This window comes from Croceicoccus sp. YJ47 (genome assembly GCF_016745095.1).
Lineage (GTDB): Bacteria > Pseudomonadota > Alphaproteobacteria > Sphingomonadales > Sphingomonadaceae > Croceicoccus.
In genome coordinates, this window is sequence record NZ_CP067087.1 from 2,360,841 (window position 1) to 2,374,728 (window position 13,888).

General features: G+C 65.3%; 10 protein-coding genes and 1 pseudogene. 7 read left to right on the top strand and 4 right to left on the bottom strand.

All coding sequences use genetic code 11. The features are described from left to right. The first annotated feature begins 52 nt into the window (after positions 1 to 52). The 4 genes from JD971_RS11535 to JD971_RS11550 all read left to right on the top strand — a co-directional run bounded on the left by JD971_RS11535 (position 53) and on the right by JD971_RS11550 (position 3,869). Positions 53 to 757 carry a ZIP family metal transporter gene (locus JD971_RS11535; protein ID WP_202083540.1) on the top strand — a complete coding sequence of 235 codons (705 nt, stop codon included), beginning with the start codon at positions 53 to 55 and terminating at the stop codon, positions 755 to 757. A 439-nt stretch (positions 758 to 1,196) separates the two neighbouring features. Continuing rightward, positions 1,197 to 2,783 carry a glutamine-hydrolyzing GMP synthase gene (guaA, locus tag JD971_RS11540; RefSeq protein ID WP_202083542.1) on the top strand — a complete coding sequence of 529 codons (1,587 nt, stop codon included), beginning with the start codon at positions 1,197 to 1,199 and terminating at the stop codon, positions 2,781 to 2,783. Between the two features lie 99 nt (positions 2,784 to 2,882). Beyond that, a complete protein-coding gene (gene nth / locus JD971_RS11545) occupies positions 2,883 to 3,542 on the top strand; it encodes an endonuclease III (protein ID WP_202083544.1) in 660 nt (219 codons plus the stop codon). Positions 3,543 to 3,629: 87 nt separating this feature from the next. Continuing rightward, positions 3,630 to 3,869 (top strand): hypothetical protein, encoded by a 240-nt coding sequence (locus tag JD971_RS11550; protein WP_202083546.1) that lies wholly within the window; start codon positions 3,630 to 3,632, stop codon positions 3,867 to 3,869. Positions 3,870 to 3,956: 87 nt separating this feature from the next. On the opposite strand, the pseudogene bktB reads toward JD971_RS11550, so the two are convergent. Continuing rightward, positions 3,957 to 5,140, bottom strand: a pseudogene (gene bktB, locus JD971_RS11555) (beta-ketothiolase BktB). 230 nt (positions 5,141 to 5,370) lie between these two features. Between bktB and nadB the strand changes: the two are divergent. Next, entirely contained in the window at positions 5,371 to 6,978 is a 1,608-nt protein-coding gene (gene nadB / locus JD971_RS11560) for an L-aspartate oxidase (RefSeq protein ID WP_202083548.1), read from the top strand. Between the two features lie 13 nt (positions 6,979 to 6,991). Here nadB and JD971_RS11565 read toward each other — a convergent pair whose 3' ends face one another. Further along, entirely contained in the window at positions 6,992 to 7,228 is a 237-nt protein-coding gene (locus JD971_RS11565; RefSeq protein WP_202083550.1) for a GlsB/YeaQ/YmgE family stress response membrane protein, read from the bottom strand. A gap of 583 nt (positions 7,229 to 7,811) precedes the next feature. Here JD971_RS11565 and JD971_RS11570 point away from each other — a divergent pair. After that, positions 7,812 to 9,665 carry a ribonucleoside-diphosphate reductase subunit alpha gene (locus tag JD971_RS11570; protein ID WP_371809751.1) on the top strand — a complete coding sequence of 618 codons (1,854 nt, stop codon included), beginning with the start codon at positions 7,812 to 7,814 and terminating at the stop codon, positions 9,663 to 9,665. 48 nt (positions 9,666 to 9,713) lie between these two features. Here JD971_RS11570 and JD971_RS11575 read toward each other — a convergent pair whose 3' ends face one another. Next, positions 9,714 to 11,009 (bottom strand): FAD-dependent oxidoreductase, encoded by a 1,296-nt coding sequence (locus tag JD971_RS11575; protein WP_202083553.1) that lies wholly within the window; start codon positions 11,007 to 11,009, stop codon positions 9,714 to 9,716. A gap of 96 nt (positions 11,010 to 11,105) precedes the next feature. After that, positions 11,106 to 11,969 carry an alpha/beta fold hydrolase gene (locus tag JD971_RS11580; protein WP_202083555.1) on the bottom strand — a complete coding sequence of 288 codons (864 nt, stop codon included), beginning with the start codon at positions 11,967 to 11,969 and terminating at the stop codon, positions 11,106 to 11,108. Between the two features lie 80 nt (positions 11,970 to 12,049). Between JD971_RS11580 and lepA the strand changes: the two genes are divergently transcribed. Continuing rightward, positions 12,050 to 13,867: a translation elongation factor 4 gene (gene lepA / locus JD971_RS11585; RefSeq protein ID WP_202083557.1), complete on the top strand. Its 1,818-nt coding sequence runs from the start codon at positions 12,050 to 12,052 to the stop codon at positions 13,865 to 13,867. Positions 13,868 to 13,888: the final 21 nt, after the last annotated feature.

Genomic DNA, 13,888 nt, shown 5'->3' on the forward strand with positions numbered 1-13,888 from the left:
TTCCACAGCCGGGCACGACATTCGCAGGGCAGGCGGGCGCAGGAGAGACGCGATGATGATGACGCTTCTTGTGGTGGTGGCGGTATCGGCCGCGCTCATCGCGGGCGCGGCATGGGGCATTTACGGCCACATGGGCGATACCACCCGCGCATTCCTGGTGGCGCTGGCGGGCGGGGCGCTGGTGCTGTCGCTGGTGACCGAACTGGTCGAGCCGTCGGTGGAGCGAAGCTCGCTCGCCATGGCGATGATCGGCGTGGCCGCGGGCGCGGTGGTATTCGCCGCGGTCGATTACCTCATCGACGAATATTGGGGGCCGGATTCGGGCGGCGGTCTGCTGGCCGCGATCACGCTCGACGGGATACCCGAAAACCTGGCGCTTGGCGTGGCGCTGATCGGTGCGGGCGCGGGGGAGGTGGCGGCGCTCGCCGGGTCGATCTTCCTGTCCAACCTGCCGGAGGCCGCGGGCAGCGCGCGCGACATGGCGGCGCATGGCGGGCGCTCCAAACTGCGCATCCTGGGCATCTGGGCGGCGACGGCGGGGCTGTTGTCGCTGGCCGCGCTCGCGGGCAATCTGCTGCTCGACACGGTGGGGGAGGGGGTGCTGGCCTTCATCCGCTGTTTCGCGGCGGGCGCGGTGGTCGCCAGCCTTGCGACGGAGGTGTTCCCACAGGCCTATCAGGATGACAAGCATCTGGCCGGGGTCGCGACCGCGCTCGGGCTTATCCTCGCGCTGGTGCTGGGCAATATAGGGGGATAGGCAAAAACCCGCCGCCCGCGTCCCGGCGATCCGGGGGCGAGGCGGCAGGTTTTTGAAACGGTCAGATCAGCGTGGCGGTAAAGAACAGCCCGCTGGCCGAAGCCGCAACGATCACGCCGCAAAGCGGACCGGCAAGGTTGAGTGCGATGTTTCGCATGGAATGTCTCCTGTTGGCATGAAAGCCTTCAGCGCATCCGTTTCCCAAAAAGGTGAAGGGCGGCGGGACCGGGAACTTGGGGGTCTTCCCGGTGCGTGCCCCGTGGGGGACTGGGGAGAACAGGGCGCCGCCGCCCGACAAGGGGGCATTTATGGCGGCGCGGTTACAATCGCAAATGCGAAAGTAACATTATTGCTTGCAACTTTCGCAATCGTTCTGCGTCCCGATCGCCGGACGCAGCGCGCGCTGGACAGATGCGGGAGGGCTTTCTATCGCGCGCCCATGCCCGATACTTTGACAGATTCGACCACCGACGACACCATCCTGATCGTCGATTTCGGAAGCCAGGTGACGCAGCTCATCGCGCGCCGCGTGCGCGAGGCGGGCGTCTATTCCGAAATCGCCCCCTTTACGCAGGCCGCAGAGGCGTTCGCCCGGATGAAGCCGAAGGGCATCATCCTGTCGGGCAGCCCCGCCAGCGTGCCGGGCGAAGGCAGCCCCCGCGCGCCGCAGGAAATGTTCGAGGCGGGCATCCCCATCCTCGGCATCTGTTACGGGCAGCAGGTGATGACGAAGCAGCTGGGCGGCGAGGTGCGGCCCGGCCACGAAACCGGCGAGGGTGGCGAATTCGGGCGCGCGTTCCTTACCGTGACGGAAAAATGCGCTTTGTTCGACGGGCTCTGGCAGGTCGGTGAACGGCATCAGGTCTGGATGAGCCACGGCGACAAGGTGACCGAGTTCGCCCCCGGTTTCGAAATCGTCGCGACCAGCGATGGCGCCCCCTTCGCCGTGATCGCGGATGAAAGCCGGCGTTTCTACGGCACGCAATTCCATCCCGAGGTCATTCACACGCCCGATGGCGGCCGGCTGATCGCCAATTTCGTGCGCCATGTCTGCGGCTGTGCCGGCGACTGGACCATGGCGGAGTTCCGGCGCACGAAGATCGCCGAAATCCGCGAACAGGTCGGCGACGGCAAGGTGATCTGCGGCTTGTCGGGCGGGGTCGATCTTACCGTCGCCGCCGTGCTCATTCACGAGGCGATCGGCGATCAGCTGACCTGCGTGTTTGTCGACCATGGCCTGATGCGCATGGGGGAGGCGGAGCAGGTCGTCTCGCTCTTCCGCGGGGCATATAACATCCCGCTGGTGCACCGCGACGTGTCGGCCCTGTTTCTGAACGGATTGAAGGGCGTCACCGATCCGGAGGCCAAGCGCAAGTTCATCGGCAAGACCTTCATCGACGTGTTCGAAGACGAGGCGAAGAAGATCGGCGGCGCCGATTTCCTCGCCCAGGGCACGCTCTATCCCGACGTCATCGAAAGCGTGTCGTTCACCGGCGGGCCGAGCGTCACGATCAAGAGCCACCACAATGTCGGCGGCCTGCCCGAACGCATGAACATGCAACTGGTCGAACCCTTGCGCGAATTGTTCAAGGACGAGGTGCGCGACCTTGGCCGCGAGCTCGGCTTGCCCGATGTGTTCGTCGGGCGCCATCCGTTCCCCGGACCGGGCCTCGCCATCCGCATTCCGGGCGAGGTTACGCGCGAACGTTGCGACATATTGCGCAAGGCGGACGCGATCTACCTCGAGGAAATCCGCAATGCCGGGCTGTACGATGCAATCTGGCAGGCGTTCGCCGTGCTGCTCCCCGTGCGGACCGTCGGCGTGATGGGCGACAGCCGCACCTATGACAGCGTGTGCGCCCTGCGCGCGGTGACGAGCACCGACGGCATGACGGCGGATGTGTACCCCTTCGACAGCGCGTTCCTGTCCGCGACCGCCACGCGCATCGTGAACGAGGTTCAAGGCATCAACCGGGTGGTCTACGACTACACCTCCAAGCCCCCCGGCACGATCGAGTGGGAGTGACGCCAGACACGTCATGACGCGGGGCGTCATGGCGGCAGCGTCACTCGCGAGCGATAGCGAAGCGCGGAACCCACCCCGCCGCCGACCATTGACGGTGCGATGGCACTGATCCCCGAAGCAGAGGTCGCAACCGTATTTCGCCGGCTGGCCGATGCGATGCCGGGCCGCACCCTCGATGCGAAGGGACCGAAGGGACAGCCCGACGCGTTCCGCTCCTGCATTTCCTGCATGCTGTCGGCGCAATCGCTCGACCGGAATACGGCGGCTGCGGCGCGCGCGCTGTTCGCCCTGGCCGCCACGCCCGAGGCGATGCTCCGGCGCGACGACGCAGCCATCGCCGATGCGATCCGCCCGTGCGGCCTCTACAACATGAAGACGCGCAATATCCGTGCCTTTTGCGCGGCCCTGCTCGACCGGCACAGCGGCACCGTGCCCGACACGCGCGCGGGGTTGATGGCATTGCCCGGCATCGGGCGGAAATGCGCCGATATCGTGCTGTCCTTCACCTTCGGGCGCGCGGTGATCGCGGTCGACACCCATGTGCACCGCGTCTGCAACCGGATCGGCCTGACCGATGCGAAGACCGCCGACCGCACCGCGGCAGAGCTGGAGGAGCGCGCGCCCGACTGGGCCATGCAGGACGGGCATTTCTGGCTCATCCAGTTCGGGAAGCGCATCTGCCGCGCACGCAGCCCGCTTTGCGAGCGCTGCCCGGTCGTCAACCATTGCCTGTGGTACGAGGCAAGCCGCGCGCATTGACCGGAACCGTTTTGCCGTTCACGCTTTGCCAAGATGGCCCCATCGATCCAGACCCGATCCAAGCAACCGGGGCCGTGGGAGCGAGACATGGCCGACAAACGCGATACGCAGACCCCTTTTCCACAGATGCCGACCGACATGGGCATGCCGATGCTGGCGGCATGGATGGAAATGTGGATGTGGCCGATCACCATGATGGCGCGCATGATGGGCAGCGGCGAATACCGCCCCGAGGCGGAGCCGGAGATCGACCGCGCCTGCAAGGACAGCCAGCTCCCCGTGCCCAACCCGATTCAGAAATCCGCCGATAGCGACATCTTCGCCTGATCGCGGCGCGTCTCAAAAAAGCGCATGAAAAAGGGCGGCACCCGGTGACAGGTGCCGCCCTTCTCGTTTCCATCGTGAATGCGCGGCCTAGCTCACGTTTTCCCAGATCGCGGCGATGCCCTGACCGCCGCCGATGCACATGGTGGTGAGGCCCATCTTCGCCTTCTGACGGCGCATTTCATAGGCGAGCTTCGTCGTCAGGATCGCGCCCGTCGCGCCGATCGGATGGCCGAGCGAGATGCCGCTGCCGTTGGGGTTCACCTTCGCATTGTCGAACGCCATCTCGTTGACCACGGCGCAGGCCTGCGCGGCGAAAGCCTCGTTCGATTCGATCACGTCGAGCGCGTCCTTGTCGATGCCCGCACGCTTCAGCGCGGCCTTCGTCGCCGGGACCGGGCCGATGCCCATGTATTGCGGGTCGACGCCTGCGTGGCCATAGGCGACGAGCCGCATCATCGGGGTGAGGTTGTGCTCCTTCACCGCGGCCTCGCTGGCGAGAATCACGGCGGAGGCGCCGTCGTTGATGCCCGATGCGTTGCCCGCGGTCACGGTGCCGCCTTCCTTCTTGAACACGGTGCGCAGGCCGGCGAGCTTGTCCGCACTCGTGCCCGCCTTCACATGTTCGTCGGTGTCGAAGGTCGCGACATTGCGGCCCTGGCGCACCTCGATGGGCACGATCTCGTCCTTGAACCAGCCCTGCTCGATCGCGTGGGCGGCGCGGCGCTGGCTCTCTGCGGCGAGTTCGTCCTGCATCTCGCGCGTGATGCCGTATTTGTCGGCCACGTTCTCCGCCGTCATGCCCATGTGATATTCGTGGAAGGGATCGTGCAACGCGCCCAGCATGCCGTCCTGCACCGTGGCGTCACCCATTTTCAGGCCCCAGCGCGCGCCGGTCATGAAATAGGGCGCCCGGCTCATCACCTCGCACCCGCCGCCGACCGCGATCTCGCAATCGCCGAGCGCGATCATCTGCGCCGCCGACACGATCGCCTGAAGCCCCGACCCGCACAGCCGGTTGACGGTCATGGCGGGCGCCTCGTGGGGATGCCGGCCTCGACCGCGGCGATGCGGCTGACATAGGCGTCGCTCGGCTCGCACGGCACGACATTGCCCATCACCACGTGGCCGACCATCTCGGGCGACAGCCCCGCGCGTTCGAGAGCGGCGGCAATGACCTTCCCGCCAAGATTGCCGGGCTTCGCTTCCTTGAAGGCGCCGCCGAACGTGCCGATGGCGGTGCGTGCGGCGGAAACAACGTAGATGTCCTTCATGGTCGGGTTCTCCAATGGTGAATTTGACATGGGGGTTAGGCAAATTTCGCCCCGAATGCCAGCGGTAGGCGCCGACCTGCCCGATTGGAGAGGGCGAGGGGCGGACAGCGCCCGCGAAAACGCGCGCTTGCCACGGGTACGAATCGAATGGCATGGCCGCGTCACGACGACCGTAAACGAGGACACCACCGCATGCCCACCATCGCCCCGTGCAGCCCGGGTTTTTCCGGATGAGCGATTATGACGTCATCATCGTGGGATCGGGCGCGGCGGGATTGTCGGCGGCGCTGGTGCTGGCCGAACGGGCGCGGGTGCTGGTGCTGGCCAAGGGCGCGCTCGATGCCGGTTCCACCGCGTGGGCGCAGGGGGGCATTGCCGCCGTGTTGGACGCGGGCGACACGTTCGAGGATCACATCCGCGATACCATGGTGGCGGGCGCGGGGCTCAACCGGCGCGAGGCGGTCGAATATGTCATCGAACAGGCGCCCAGGGCGATTCAGCGGCTGATCGACCTCGGCGTGCCGTTCAATACCGACGGGCAATCGCTCCACCTCACACGCGAAGGGGGGCATTCGCATCGGCGCATCGTGCATGTCGACGACGCGACCGGCTGGGCGGTGCAGGATGCGTTGCTGCGTGCCGCCGATGCGCATCCCAACATCACCATGCGGCCCAACATGGTGGCCATCGACCTCATCGGCGACCGCCACCGCACGGAGCCGGAGGGCGGGCAGAAGATCTGGGGCGTCTACGCGCTCGACACGGCGAAGGAGGCGGGGCAGAACGGCCGGGTCGAGGCATTGACCGCGCGCGCCACCATCCTCGCCACCGGCGGGGCGGGGCGCACCTACCTGTTCAGCACGGCGCCACGCGGGGCGACCGGCGACGGCATCGCGATGGCGTGGCGCGCCGGGTGCCGCGTGTCGAACATGGAATTCATGCAGTTCCACCCGACCTGCCTCTACAATCTCGACGTGAAGAATTTCCTCATCACCGAGGCCGTGCGCGGCGAGGGCGGCATATTGACGCTCCCGCCCGAGGCCGGGGCCGAGGCGGGCCGCCGCTTCATGCCCGATTTCGACGAGCGGCTCGAACTCGCCCCGCGCGACATCGTGGCCCGCGCGATCGACCATGAAATCAAGCGGCTCGGCCTCGATTACGTGCATCTCGACATCAGCCACCGCGAACCGGAATTCGTGCGCGAACATTTCCCGACGATCCACGAACGGCTGCTGAAACTCGGCATCGACATGACGGTGCAGCCGATCCCCGTCGTCCCGGCACAGCATTACACCTGCGGCGGGGTGCGGGTCGACATGGCCGGGCGCGCGGACCTGCCCGGATTATACGCGATCGGCGAATGTTCGGACACCGGCCTGCACGGGGCGAATCGCCTCGCGTCGAATTCGCTGCTCGAATGTTTCGTGTTCGGCGATGCCTCGGCGCGCGACATCCTGGCGCGGATGGACGATCTGCCGCCGCCGCCGCCGGTCCGCCCATGGGACGAAAGCCGGGTCAGCGCCGCCGACGAGGAGGTGGTGATCAAGCAGAACTGGACCGAGATCCGCCGCTTCATGTGGAATTACGTCGGCATCGTGCGCACGGATAAACGCATGGAGCGCGCCGCCAACCGCATTCGCCTGCTCAATGACGAGGTGCAGGAATATTACGGCAATTTCCGCGTGACGCAGGATTTGATCGAATTGCGCAACCTGTTGCAGACCGCCGATCTCATCGTGCGCAGCGCCCGGCGCCGCAAGGAAAGCCGCGGGCTGCATTTCAATGCCGACTATCCGCTGACCGACGAGGTGGCGCGCGACACGGTGATCGTACCGTGACGCGCGCCGCGACCTAGAAGAACAGCCGCCCGATCAGGATGAGCGCCATCCCGCCCAGGATGGAGGCGAGGCAGCCCGCCCGGTGAAAATCGGAGCGCCCCCGGCTCGTCACCAGCCCGGCGAGCAGCGAGCCGCCAACGCCGAGCGCGATGGTGGCGAAGAACCCCATGTCCACCTCGCCGGGAAAGAAGAAACGCGCCAGGACGCCGATGATCGCGCCCGATACGATGGCGCCGATGATGTTGAGCATGGGGTAGGATCCTTTCCGGCAAACGCCTTGAACACGAAGGATGGGATAGGTTCGCACAACGCAGGATGCAAACCCTCCCGGCGGGGATGGGCGGCATGCGAATTTTGGCCGTGGAAAAAAAGAAAAAATCGCAAGATTTCGCTTGCATCGCGTGCGCGCCAGCTTTGCCCGCGCGTCGCGGCCCGTTCGGGCGGTCCGGCCATCGCAACGGGTGGCGGCATGCGTATTGACACCGGGCCTGCTTTTATAGAGACATACCACCCATCGACACGATCTGGGCGGCAAAACGCTACATATCGGTGTTCTGGCTTTTTTTGGTCGTTATCGCTGCAATCGTTCCGGGGCTATGTTTCCGGGCGCTGCGGTGCTGCGACCGCAGGTTCGGCAGGTGGGCAAATCCATGGATTTCAAGGACGGAGACGACGCGCAGGTGACTTCGACAGCTGGGGATATCGACATGTTCGCCGACACGGTGGAACAGAAGGAAAAGCCGGCGAAGAAGGCCCGCACCGCCGCGCCTGAAAAAACGCCCGCAGCAGAAACCGAAACGGTGGAGACCGCGACCGCGTCGGCCATGGCCAACATGGTGAGCGAGGTCGCCAAGGCCGCCGCTGCAAAACCGCTGTCCTCGCGCGACATTGCCGAGCGCCGCTTTGCCATTACCACCGATGACAGCCGCGATGCGCTGCTGACCGATTTCGGCAGGGAAACGCTGAACGACCGGTATCTGCTGCCCGACGAAAGCTATCAGGATCTGTTCGCGCGCGTCGCCGACGCCTATGCCGATGACGAGCCGCATGCGCAGCGGCTCTACGACTATATCTCGCGGCTGTGGTTCATGCCCGCGACGCCGGTGCTGTCCAATGGCGGCACCGGGCGCGGCCTGCCGATTTCGTGCTATCTCAATTCGGTGGAGGACAGCCTCGAGGGGATCGTCAACACCTGGAACGAGAATGTCTGGCTGGCGAGCCGGGGCGGCGGCATCGGCACATATTGGGGCAGCGTGCGCGGCATTGGCGAGCCGGTGGGCCTCAACGGCAAGACGAGCGGCATCATCCCCTTCGTCCGCGTGATGGACAGCCTGACCCTCGCCATTTCGCAGGGTTCGCTGCGCCGCGGATCGGCGGCGTGCTATCTCGACGTGTCGCACCCGGAGATCGAGGAGTTCCTCGAAATCCGTAAACCCTCGGGCGATTTCAACCGCAAGGCGCTGAACCTGCATCACGGCGTGTTGCTGACCGACGAATTCATGGAAGCGGTCCGCAACGGTGACGAGTTTCAGCTGCGCTCCCCCCGCGACGGCAGCGCCCGCGCCACCGTCGATGCGCGCTCCCTGTTTCAGAAGCTCGTCGAAACCCGGCTGCAGACGGGCGAGCCCTATATCGTGTTCTCCGACACGGTGAACCGCATGATGCCGAAACATCACCGCGATCTGGGCCTCAAGGTCAGCACGTCGAACCTGTGCAGCGAGATCACGCTGCCCACGGGCCGCGACCATCTCGGCAACGACCGCACGGCGGTGTGCTGTCTCTCCTCGCTCAATCTTGAAACCTGGGACGAATGGCACAAGGACGAGATGTTCATCGAGGACGTGATGCGCTTCCTCGACAACGTGCTGCAGGATTATATCGACCGTGCGCCCGACGAAATGGCCCGCGCGAAATATTCGGCGGAGCGCGAGCGCAGCGTCGGCATGGGGGTCATGGGCTTCCACTCGTTCCTGCAGAAGAAGAACATCGGGTTCGAAACCGCGATGGCAAAGGCCTGGAACCTGAAAATGTTCCAGCATATCAATGCCCGCGCGAACGAGGCGTCGATGATGCTGGCCAAGGAGCGCGGCCCGTGCCCCGACGCCGCGGATCAGGGCGCGATGGAACGTTTCAGCTGCAAGATGGCGATTGCGCCGACCGCGTCGATCTCCATCATCTGCGGCGGGACGAGCGCGTGCATCGAGCCGATCCCGGCCAATATCTACACGCACAAGACATTGTCGGGCAGCTTCATCGTGAAGAACCCGTATCTGGAAAAGATCCTGCGCGAAAAATCGAAGGATTCCGCCAATGTGTGGAACTCGATCCTCGAACGCGGCGGATCGGTGCAGCATCTCGACTTCCTCTCGCCCGAGGAAAAGGCGGTGTTCAAGACGAGCTTCGAAATCGATCAGCGCTGGCTGCTCGAATTCGCGGGCGACCGGACGCCCTATATCGACCAGGCGCAGTCGCTGAACCTGTTCATCCCGGCCGATGTCGACAAGTGGGATCTGGCCATGCTGCATTTCCGGGCGTGGGAGATGGGGATCAAGTCGCTCTACTACCTGCGCTCCAAATCGGTGCAGCGGGCAGGCTTCGCCGGCGGGGTGGAGGCGGACAACACCATCGATCCTGCGAAATACGAACTGCCGACGACCGATTACGACGAGTGTCTCGCCTGTCAGTAAGCGGCGCGGCGCGGGTTTCTAAGCCCGCGCCCGTCTGCTGTCCAGGCGTCAGCCCCGCGCGCGGATCATCGCCTCGATATCGGTGAACTTTTCCCGCGGGGCGCCGTCGCGGGCGGCGCCGGTTTCCGCCTCCTCGATCCGTTTCCAGTCGCGGAAGGTCACGATGTCGAGCCCGCGCTCTGCCGCCAATGCGTCGAAACCTTCGCGGCCCTGCTTGCCCGCGGGTTCGGCCATGTCGGCGGCGATCTTGTCGATGATGGCAAAGCCGTCGGGCTTGTTCGTGCCGATGGTGCCGGTCGGCCCGCGCCGGGCCCAGCCCACGCAATACAGCCCGTCTCCCACGCGCCCGTCGTCATTGGCGATGCGCCCCTGTTTTTCATCAAAAGGCACGCCGGGGATCGGCACGCTGCGATAGCCGATCGCGCTCACCACCAGGCCGCACGGAATGTCGTAGGTCTCCCCCGTGCCGACCGGGCGGCCATCGTCCAGCCGCGTCCGCTCCACCGTGACGGCGGCGACGCGATCCTCGCCCACGATGCGCACGGGCGAGGCGAAGAAGTCGAATTCGATGGCGAGCGGCTTGTCGCCGGCGCGGTTCCGCGCGAACTGGCGCAGCAGGGCGACCGACTTGCGCTGTCCGGGGTCCAGCGCCTCATCCTCGCTCTCGGGCGGAAGATCGTCCGGCGCCACGATCGGCACCGCCCGCTCCAGCTCGCCCAGCTCGCCCAGCTCCTTGGGCGTCATCGCGATCTGATGCGGGCCGCGCCGCCCCAGCACCACGATCCGCCGCAGCCGCGACGCGTTCAACCCGTCGAGCGCATGGGCAACGATGTCCGACCCCGCGAATTCGCGGGCGGTCTTGGCGAGGATCCGCGCGATGTCGAGCGCCACATTGCCATTGCCGATGACGACCGCGGTTTCGGCGGCGAGGTCCGGCGCCAGCCCGGCAAATTGCGGATGCCCATTGTACCAGCCGACGAACTCGGCGCTCCCGTGCACGCCCGTCAGCTCCTCGCCCGCGATGCCGAGCGCGCGGTCCCGCGGCGCGCCGGTCGCCAGCACCACCGCATCGTAAAGCGATTGCAGCTGCGCGATGGAAATATCGGTGCCGATGGAGATATTGCCGACAAAGCGCACGTTTTCGGTCAGCGCGGTCTTTTCATAGCGCATCGCGACCTTCTTGATCGTCTGGTGATCGGGCGCGACGCCGGTGCGGATAAGGCCATAGGGCACGGGAAGCCGGTCGAACACGTCGACGCGCACATCGTCGCCCCATTGCTTCAGCGCGGCTTCGGCGGTGTAGTAGCCGGCGGGCCCAGACCCGATGATGGCGATGTGACGCATGGCGCTTTCCTTCCCGTCATGGCCGCGCGCCTTCGCAGGCGGGGCCGATGGTTTTCCGGCGCGATGGTATCGAAGCCCCGCGAAAAGAAAAGCGGTTCAGGCCGCCTGCCGCCCGGCGCCCGCTGCGGCGCCGATGTGCGACGCGCGCGGGGCCGCGCGTTCATCCCCCTCCGCGGCCAGAAACCGTTTCAGCCGCGGCAACACCCGTTCGGGCGAGGCGAGCGGCGCCAGATGGCCGCCGCTCTTCAACTCGAACGTTTCGGCAGAGGGCAGGGCGCAGCGCAGGAACTGATTATGCGCGACCGGCACGACTATATCGTCGTCCGTCCCCACGATGAGCACCGGCACCCGCACGAACGGCAACAGCGGCAGCACGCTCCACCCCGCAAGCGCGAACAGCTGTCCCGTCACCCCGGCAGGCGTCGGCGCGGCGAGGCGGGTGAGAAGCCCTGCGCCCGCGCCGCCTTCCTTCAACATGGCCGACAGGTTCCGGCTCATCCGGCGCGGATCGGCATATTCGCGCGGATCCATCAGCCGCGCGATCATCTCCGCATCGCCGAGCGGGAGCGGCATGCCCGATGTCGTCGACACCAGCACGAGCCGCCGCACGTGATTCTGCGCCTGTACCGCGATCTGCTGCGCCAGCGCGCCGCCCCAGGAAAAGCCGAGGCAGTCGAACGCCTCACCGGGATAAAGCGTGTCCATCATCGCGGTCATGTCGCGGGCGATGCACGCCATCGCATAGGGCATGGCCGGATCGGGCGATCCGCCGCATCCCGGCATGTCGGGGATGACGATGCGCCGCCCGGCAAAACCGGACGCCAGCCCTTCGAGCAGGGCGATGTTGAACCCGATTCCGTTGAGCAGCAGCAGCGGCGGCATGGCGCGCGTACCGTCCACGCTCGTTGCGACGTTCAGGGTGCGGCGGCCCGCCTCGATGCGGGAATTGTCAAATTTCATGTCCGCGCCTTATCATCCGATCGCGCACAGGCACAGCACTAGTTGCTGACAGCGCCGTACAGGCGGGCTAAGGGGCGCGCATGACCGATCTATCGCTTATCCGCAATTTCAGCATCATCGCCCATATCGACCACGGCAAATCGACCCTGGCCGACCGCCTGATTCAGCTGACCGGCGGGCTGACCGAACGCGAAATGAGCCAGCAGGTGCTGGACAACATGGATATCGAGCGGGAGCGCGGCATCACGATCAAGGCGCAGACCGTGCGCCTCGATTACACCGCCAGCGATGGCAAGACCTATCAGCTCAACCTGATGGACACGCCCGGCCACGTCGATTTCGCCTATGAAGTCAGCCGCAGCCTCGCCGCGTGCGAAGGTGCGCTGCTCGTCGTCGACGCGGCACAGGGGGTCGAGGCGCAGACGCTCGCCAACGTGTACCAGTCGATCGAACACGACCATGAGATCGTGCCCGTCATCAACAAGATCGACCTGCCCGCCGCCGAACCCGAAAAGGTCAAGGCCGAGATCGAGGACATCATCGGCATCGACGCATCGGACGCCGTGCTCACCAGCGCGAAATCCGGCCTCGGCATCGAGGAAGTGCTGGAAGCCGTCGTGCGCCGCATTCCGCCGCCCACAGGCGACCGTGACGCGCCGTTGAAGGCGATGCTCGTCGATAGCTGGTACGATCCCTATCTCGGTGTCGTGATCCTTGTGCGCGTCATGCAGGGCGTGCTCAAAAAAGGGCTGAACATCAAGTTCATGCAGGGCGAGACCGAGCATCTGGTCGATCGCGTGGGCTGCATGCGCCCCAAGATCGAGCAATTGCCCGAACTCGGCCCCGGCGAAATCGGTTTCATCACGGCGCAGATCAAGGAAGTCGAACAGGCCAAGGTCGGCGACACCATCACCACGGTGAAGAACGGCGCGGACAAGGCGCTGCCGGGATACAAGGAAGTGCAGCCGGTCGTGTTCTGCGGCCTGTTCCCCGTGGATGCCGCCGATTTCGACAAGCTGCGCGAATCGATCGGGAAACTGCGCCTGAACGATGCGAGCTTTACCTTCGAGATGGAATCGAGCGCGGCGCTCGGCTTCGGCTTTCGTGCCGGGTTCCTGGGGCTGCTTCATCTGGAGATCATTCAGGAGCGGCTGACCCGCGAATATGATCTCGACCTCATCACCACCGCGCCGTCGGTCGTCTATCGCATTCAGCTCGGCAAGTCGCGGACCGACGATGCGGAGGAGATCTACCTCCACAATCCCGCCGACTATCCCGATCCCTCGCGGATCGAGACGATCGAGGAGCCGTGGATCAAGGCGGTGATCTACACCCCCGACGAATATCTCGGCTCGATTCTGAAACTGTGTCAGGACCGCCGGGGGATTCAGCGCGACCTGACCTATGTCGGCGGGCGGGCGCAGGTAAGCTACGAATTGCCGTTGAACGAGGTGGTGTTCGATTTCTACGACCGGCTGAAATCGATCAGCCGCGGCTACGCCAGCTTCGACTATGAACAGATCGGCCTGCGCGAAGGCGACCTGGTCAAGATGAGCATCATGGTGAACGGCGATCCGGTCGATGCGCTGTCGATGATCGTGCATCGCGGTGTCGCGGAGGAACGCGGCCGCCACATGTGCGAACGGCTGAAGGATCTCATCCCCCGGCACCTGTTCAAAATCCCGATCCAGGCGGCGATCGGCGGCAAGGTCATCGCCCGCGAAACCATTTCCGCCATGCGCAAGGACGTGACCGCCAAATGTTACGGCGGCGACATCAGCCGGAAAAAGAAGCTCCTCGAGAAACAGAAGAAGGGCAAGGCGAAGATGCGCGAATACGGCAATGTGTCGATCCCGCAGGAAGCGTTCATCGCCGCGCTGAAGATGGGGGAGGAGTAGCGCCCGCTTCCCCTCCCGCAT

Excerpts from the sequence above, each read along its gene's own strand:
- JD971_RS11580 (WP_202083555.1), bottom strand. The coding sequence starts at position 11,969 with ATGAAATTTGACAATTCCCGCATCGAGGCGGGCCGCCGCACCCTGAAC.
- guaA (WP_202083542.1), top strand. The coding sequence starts at position 1,197 with ATGCCCGATACTTTGACAGATTCGACCACCGACGACACCATCCTGATC.
- lepA (WP_202083557.1), top strand. The coding sequence starts at position 12,050 with ATGACCGATCTATCGCTTATCCGCAATTTCAGCATCATCGCCCATATC.
- JD971_RS11570 (WP_371809751.1), top strand. The coding sequence starts at position 7,812 with ATGGTGAGCGAGGTCGCCAAGGCCGCCGCTGCAAAACCGCTGTCCTCG.
- JD971_RS11550 (WP_202083546.1), top strand. The coding sequence starts at position 3,630 with ATGGCCGACAAACGCGATACGCAGACCCCTTTTCCACAGATGCCGACC.
- nadB (WP_202083548.1), top strand. The coding sequence starts at position 5,371 with ATGAGCGATTATGACGTCATCATCGTGGGATCGGGCGCGGCGGGATTG.
- JD971_RS11565 (WP_202083550.1), bottom strand. The coding sequence starts at position 7,228 with ATGCTCAACATCATCGGCGCCATCGTATCGGGCGCGATCATCGGCGTC.
- nth (WP_202083544.1), top strand. The coding sequence starts at position 2,883 with ATGGCACTGATCCCCGAAGCAGAGGTCGCAACCGTATTTCGCCGGCTG.
- JD971_RS11575 (WP_202083553.1), bottom strand. The coding sequence starts at position 11,009 with ATGCGTCACATCGCCATCATCGGGTCTGGGCCCGCCGGCTACTACACC.
- JD971_RS11535 (WP_202083540.1), top strand. The coding sequence starts at position 53 with ATGATGATGACGCTTCTTGTGGTGGTGGCGGTATCGGCCGCGCTCATC.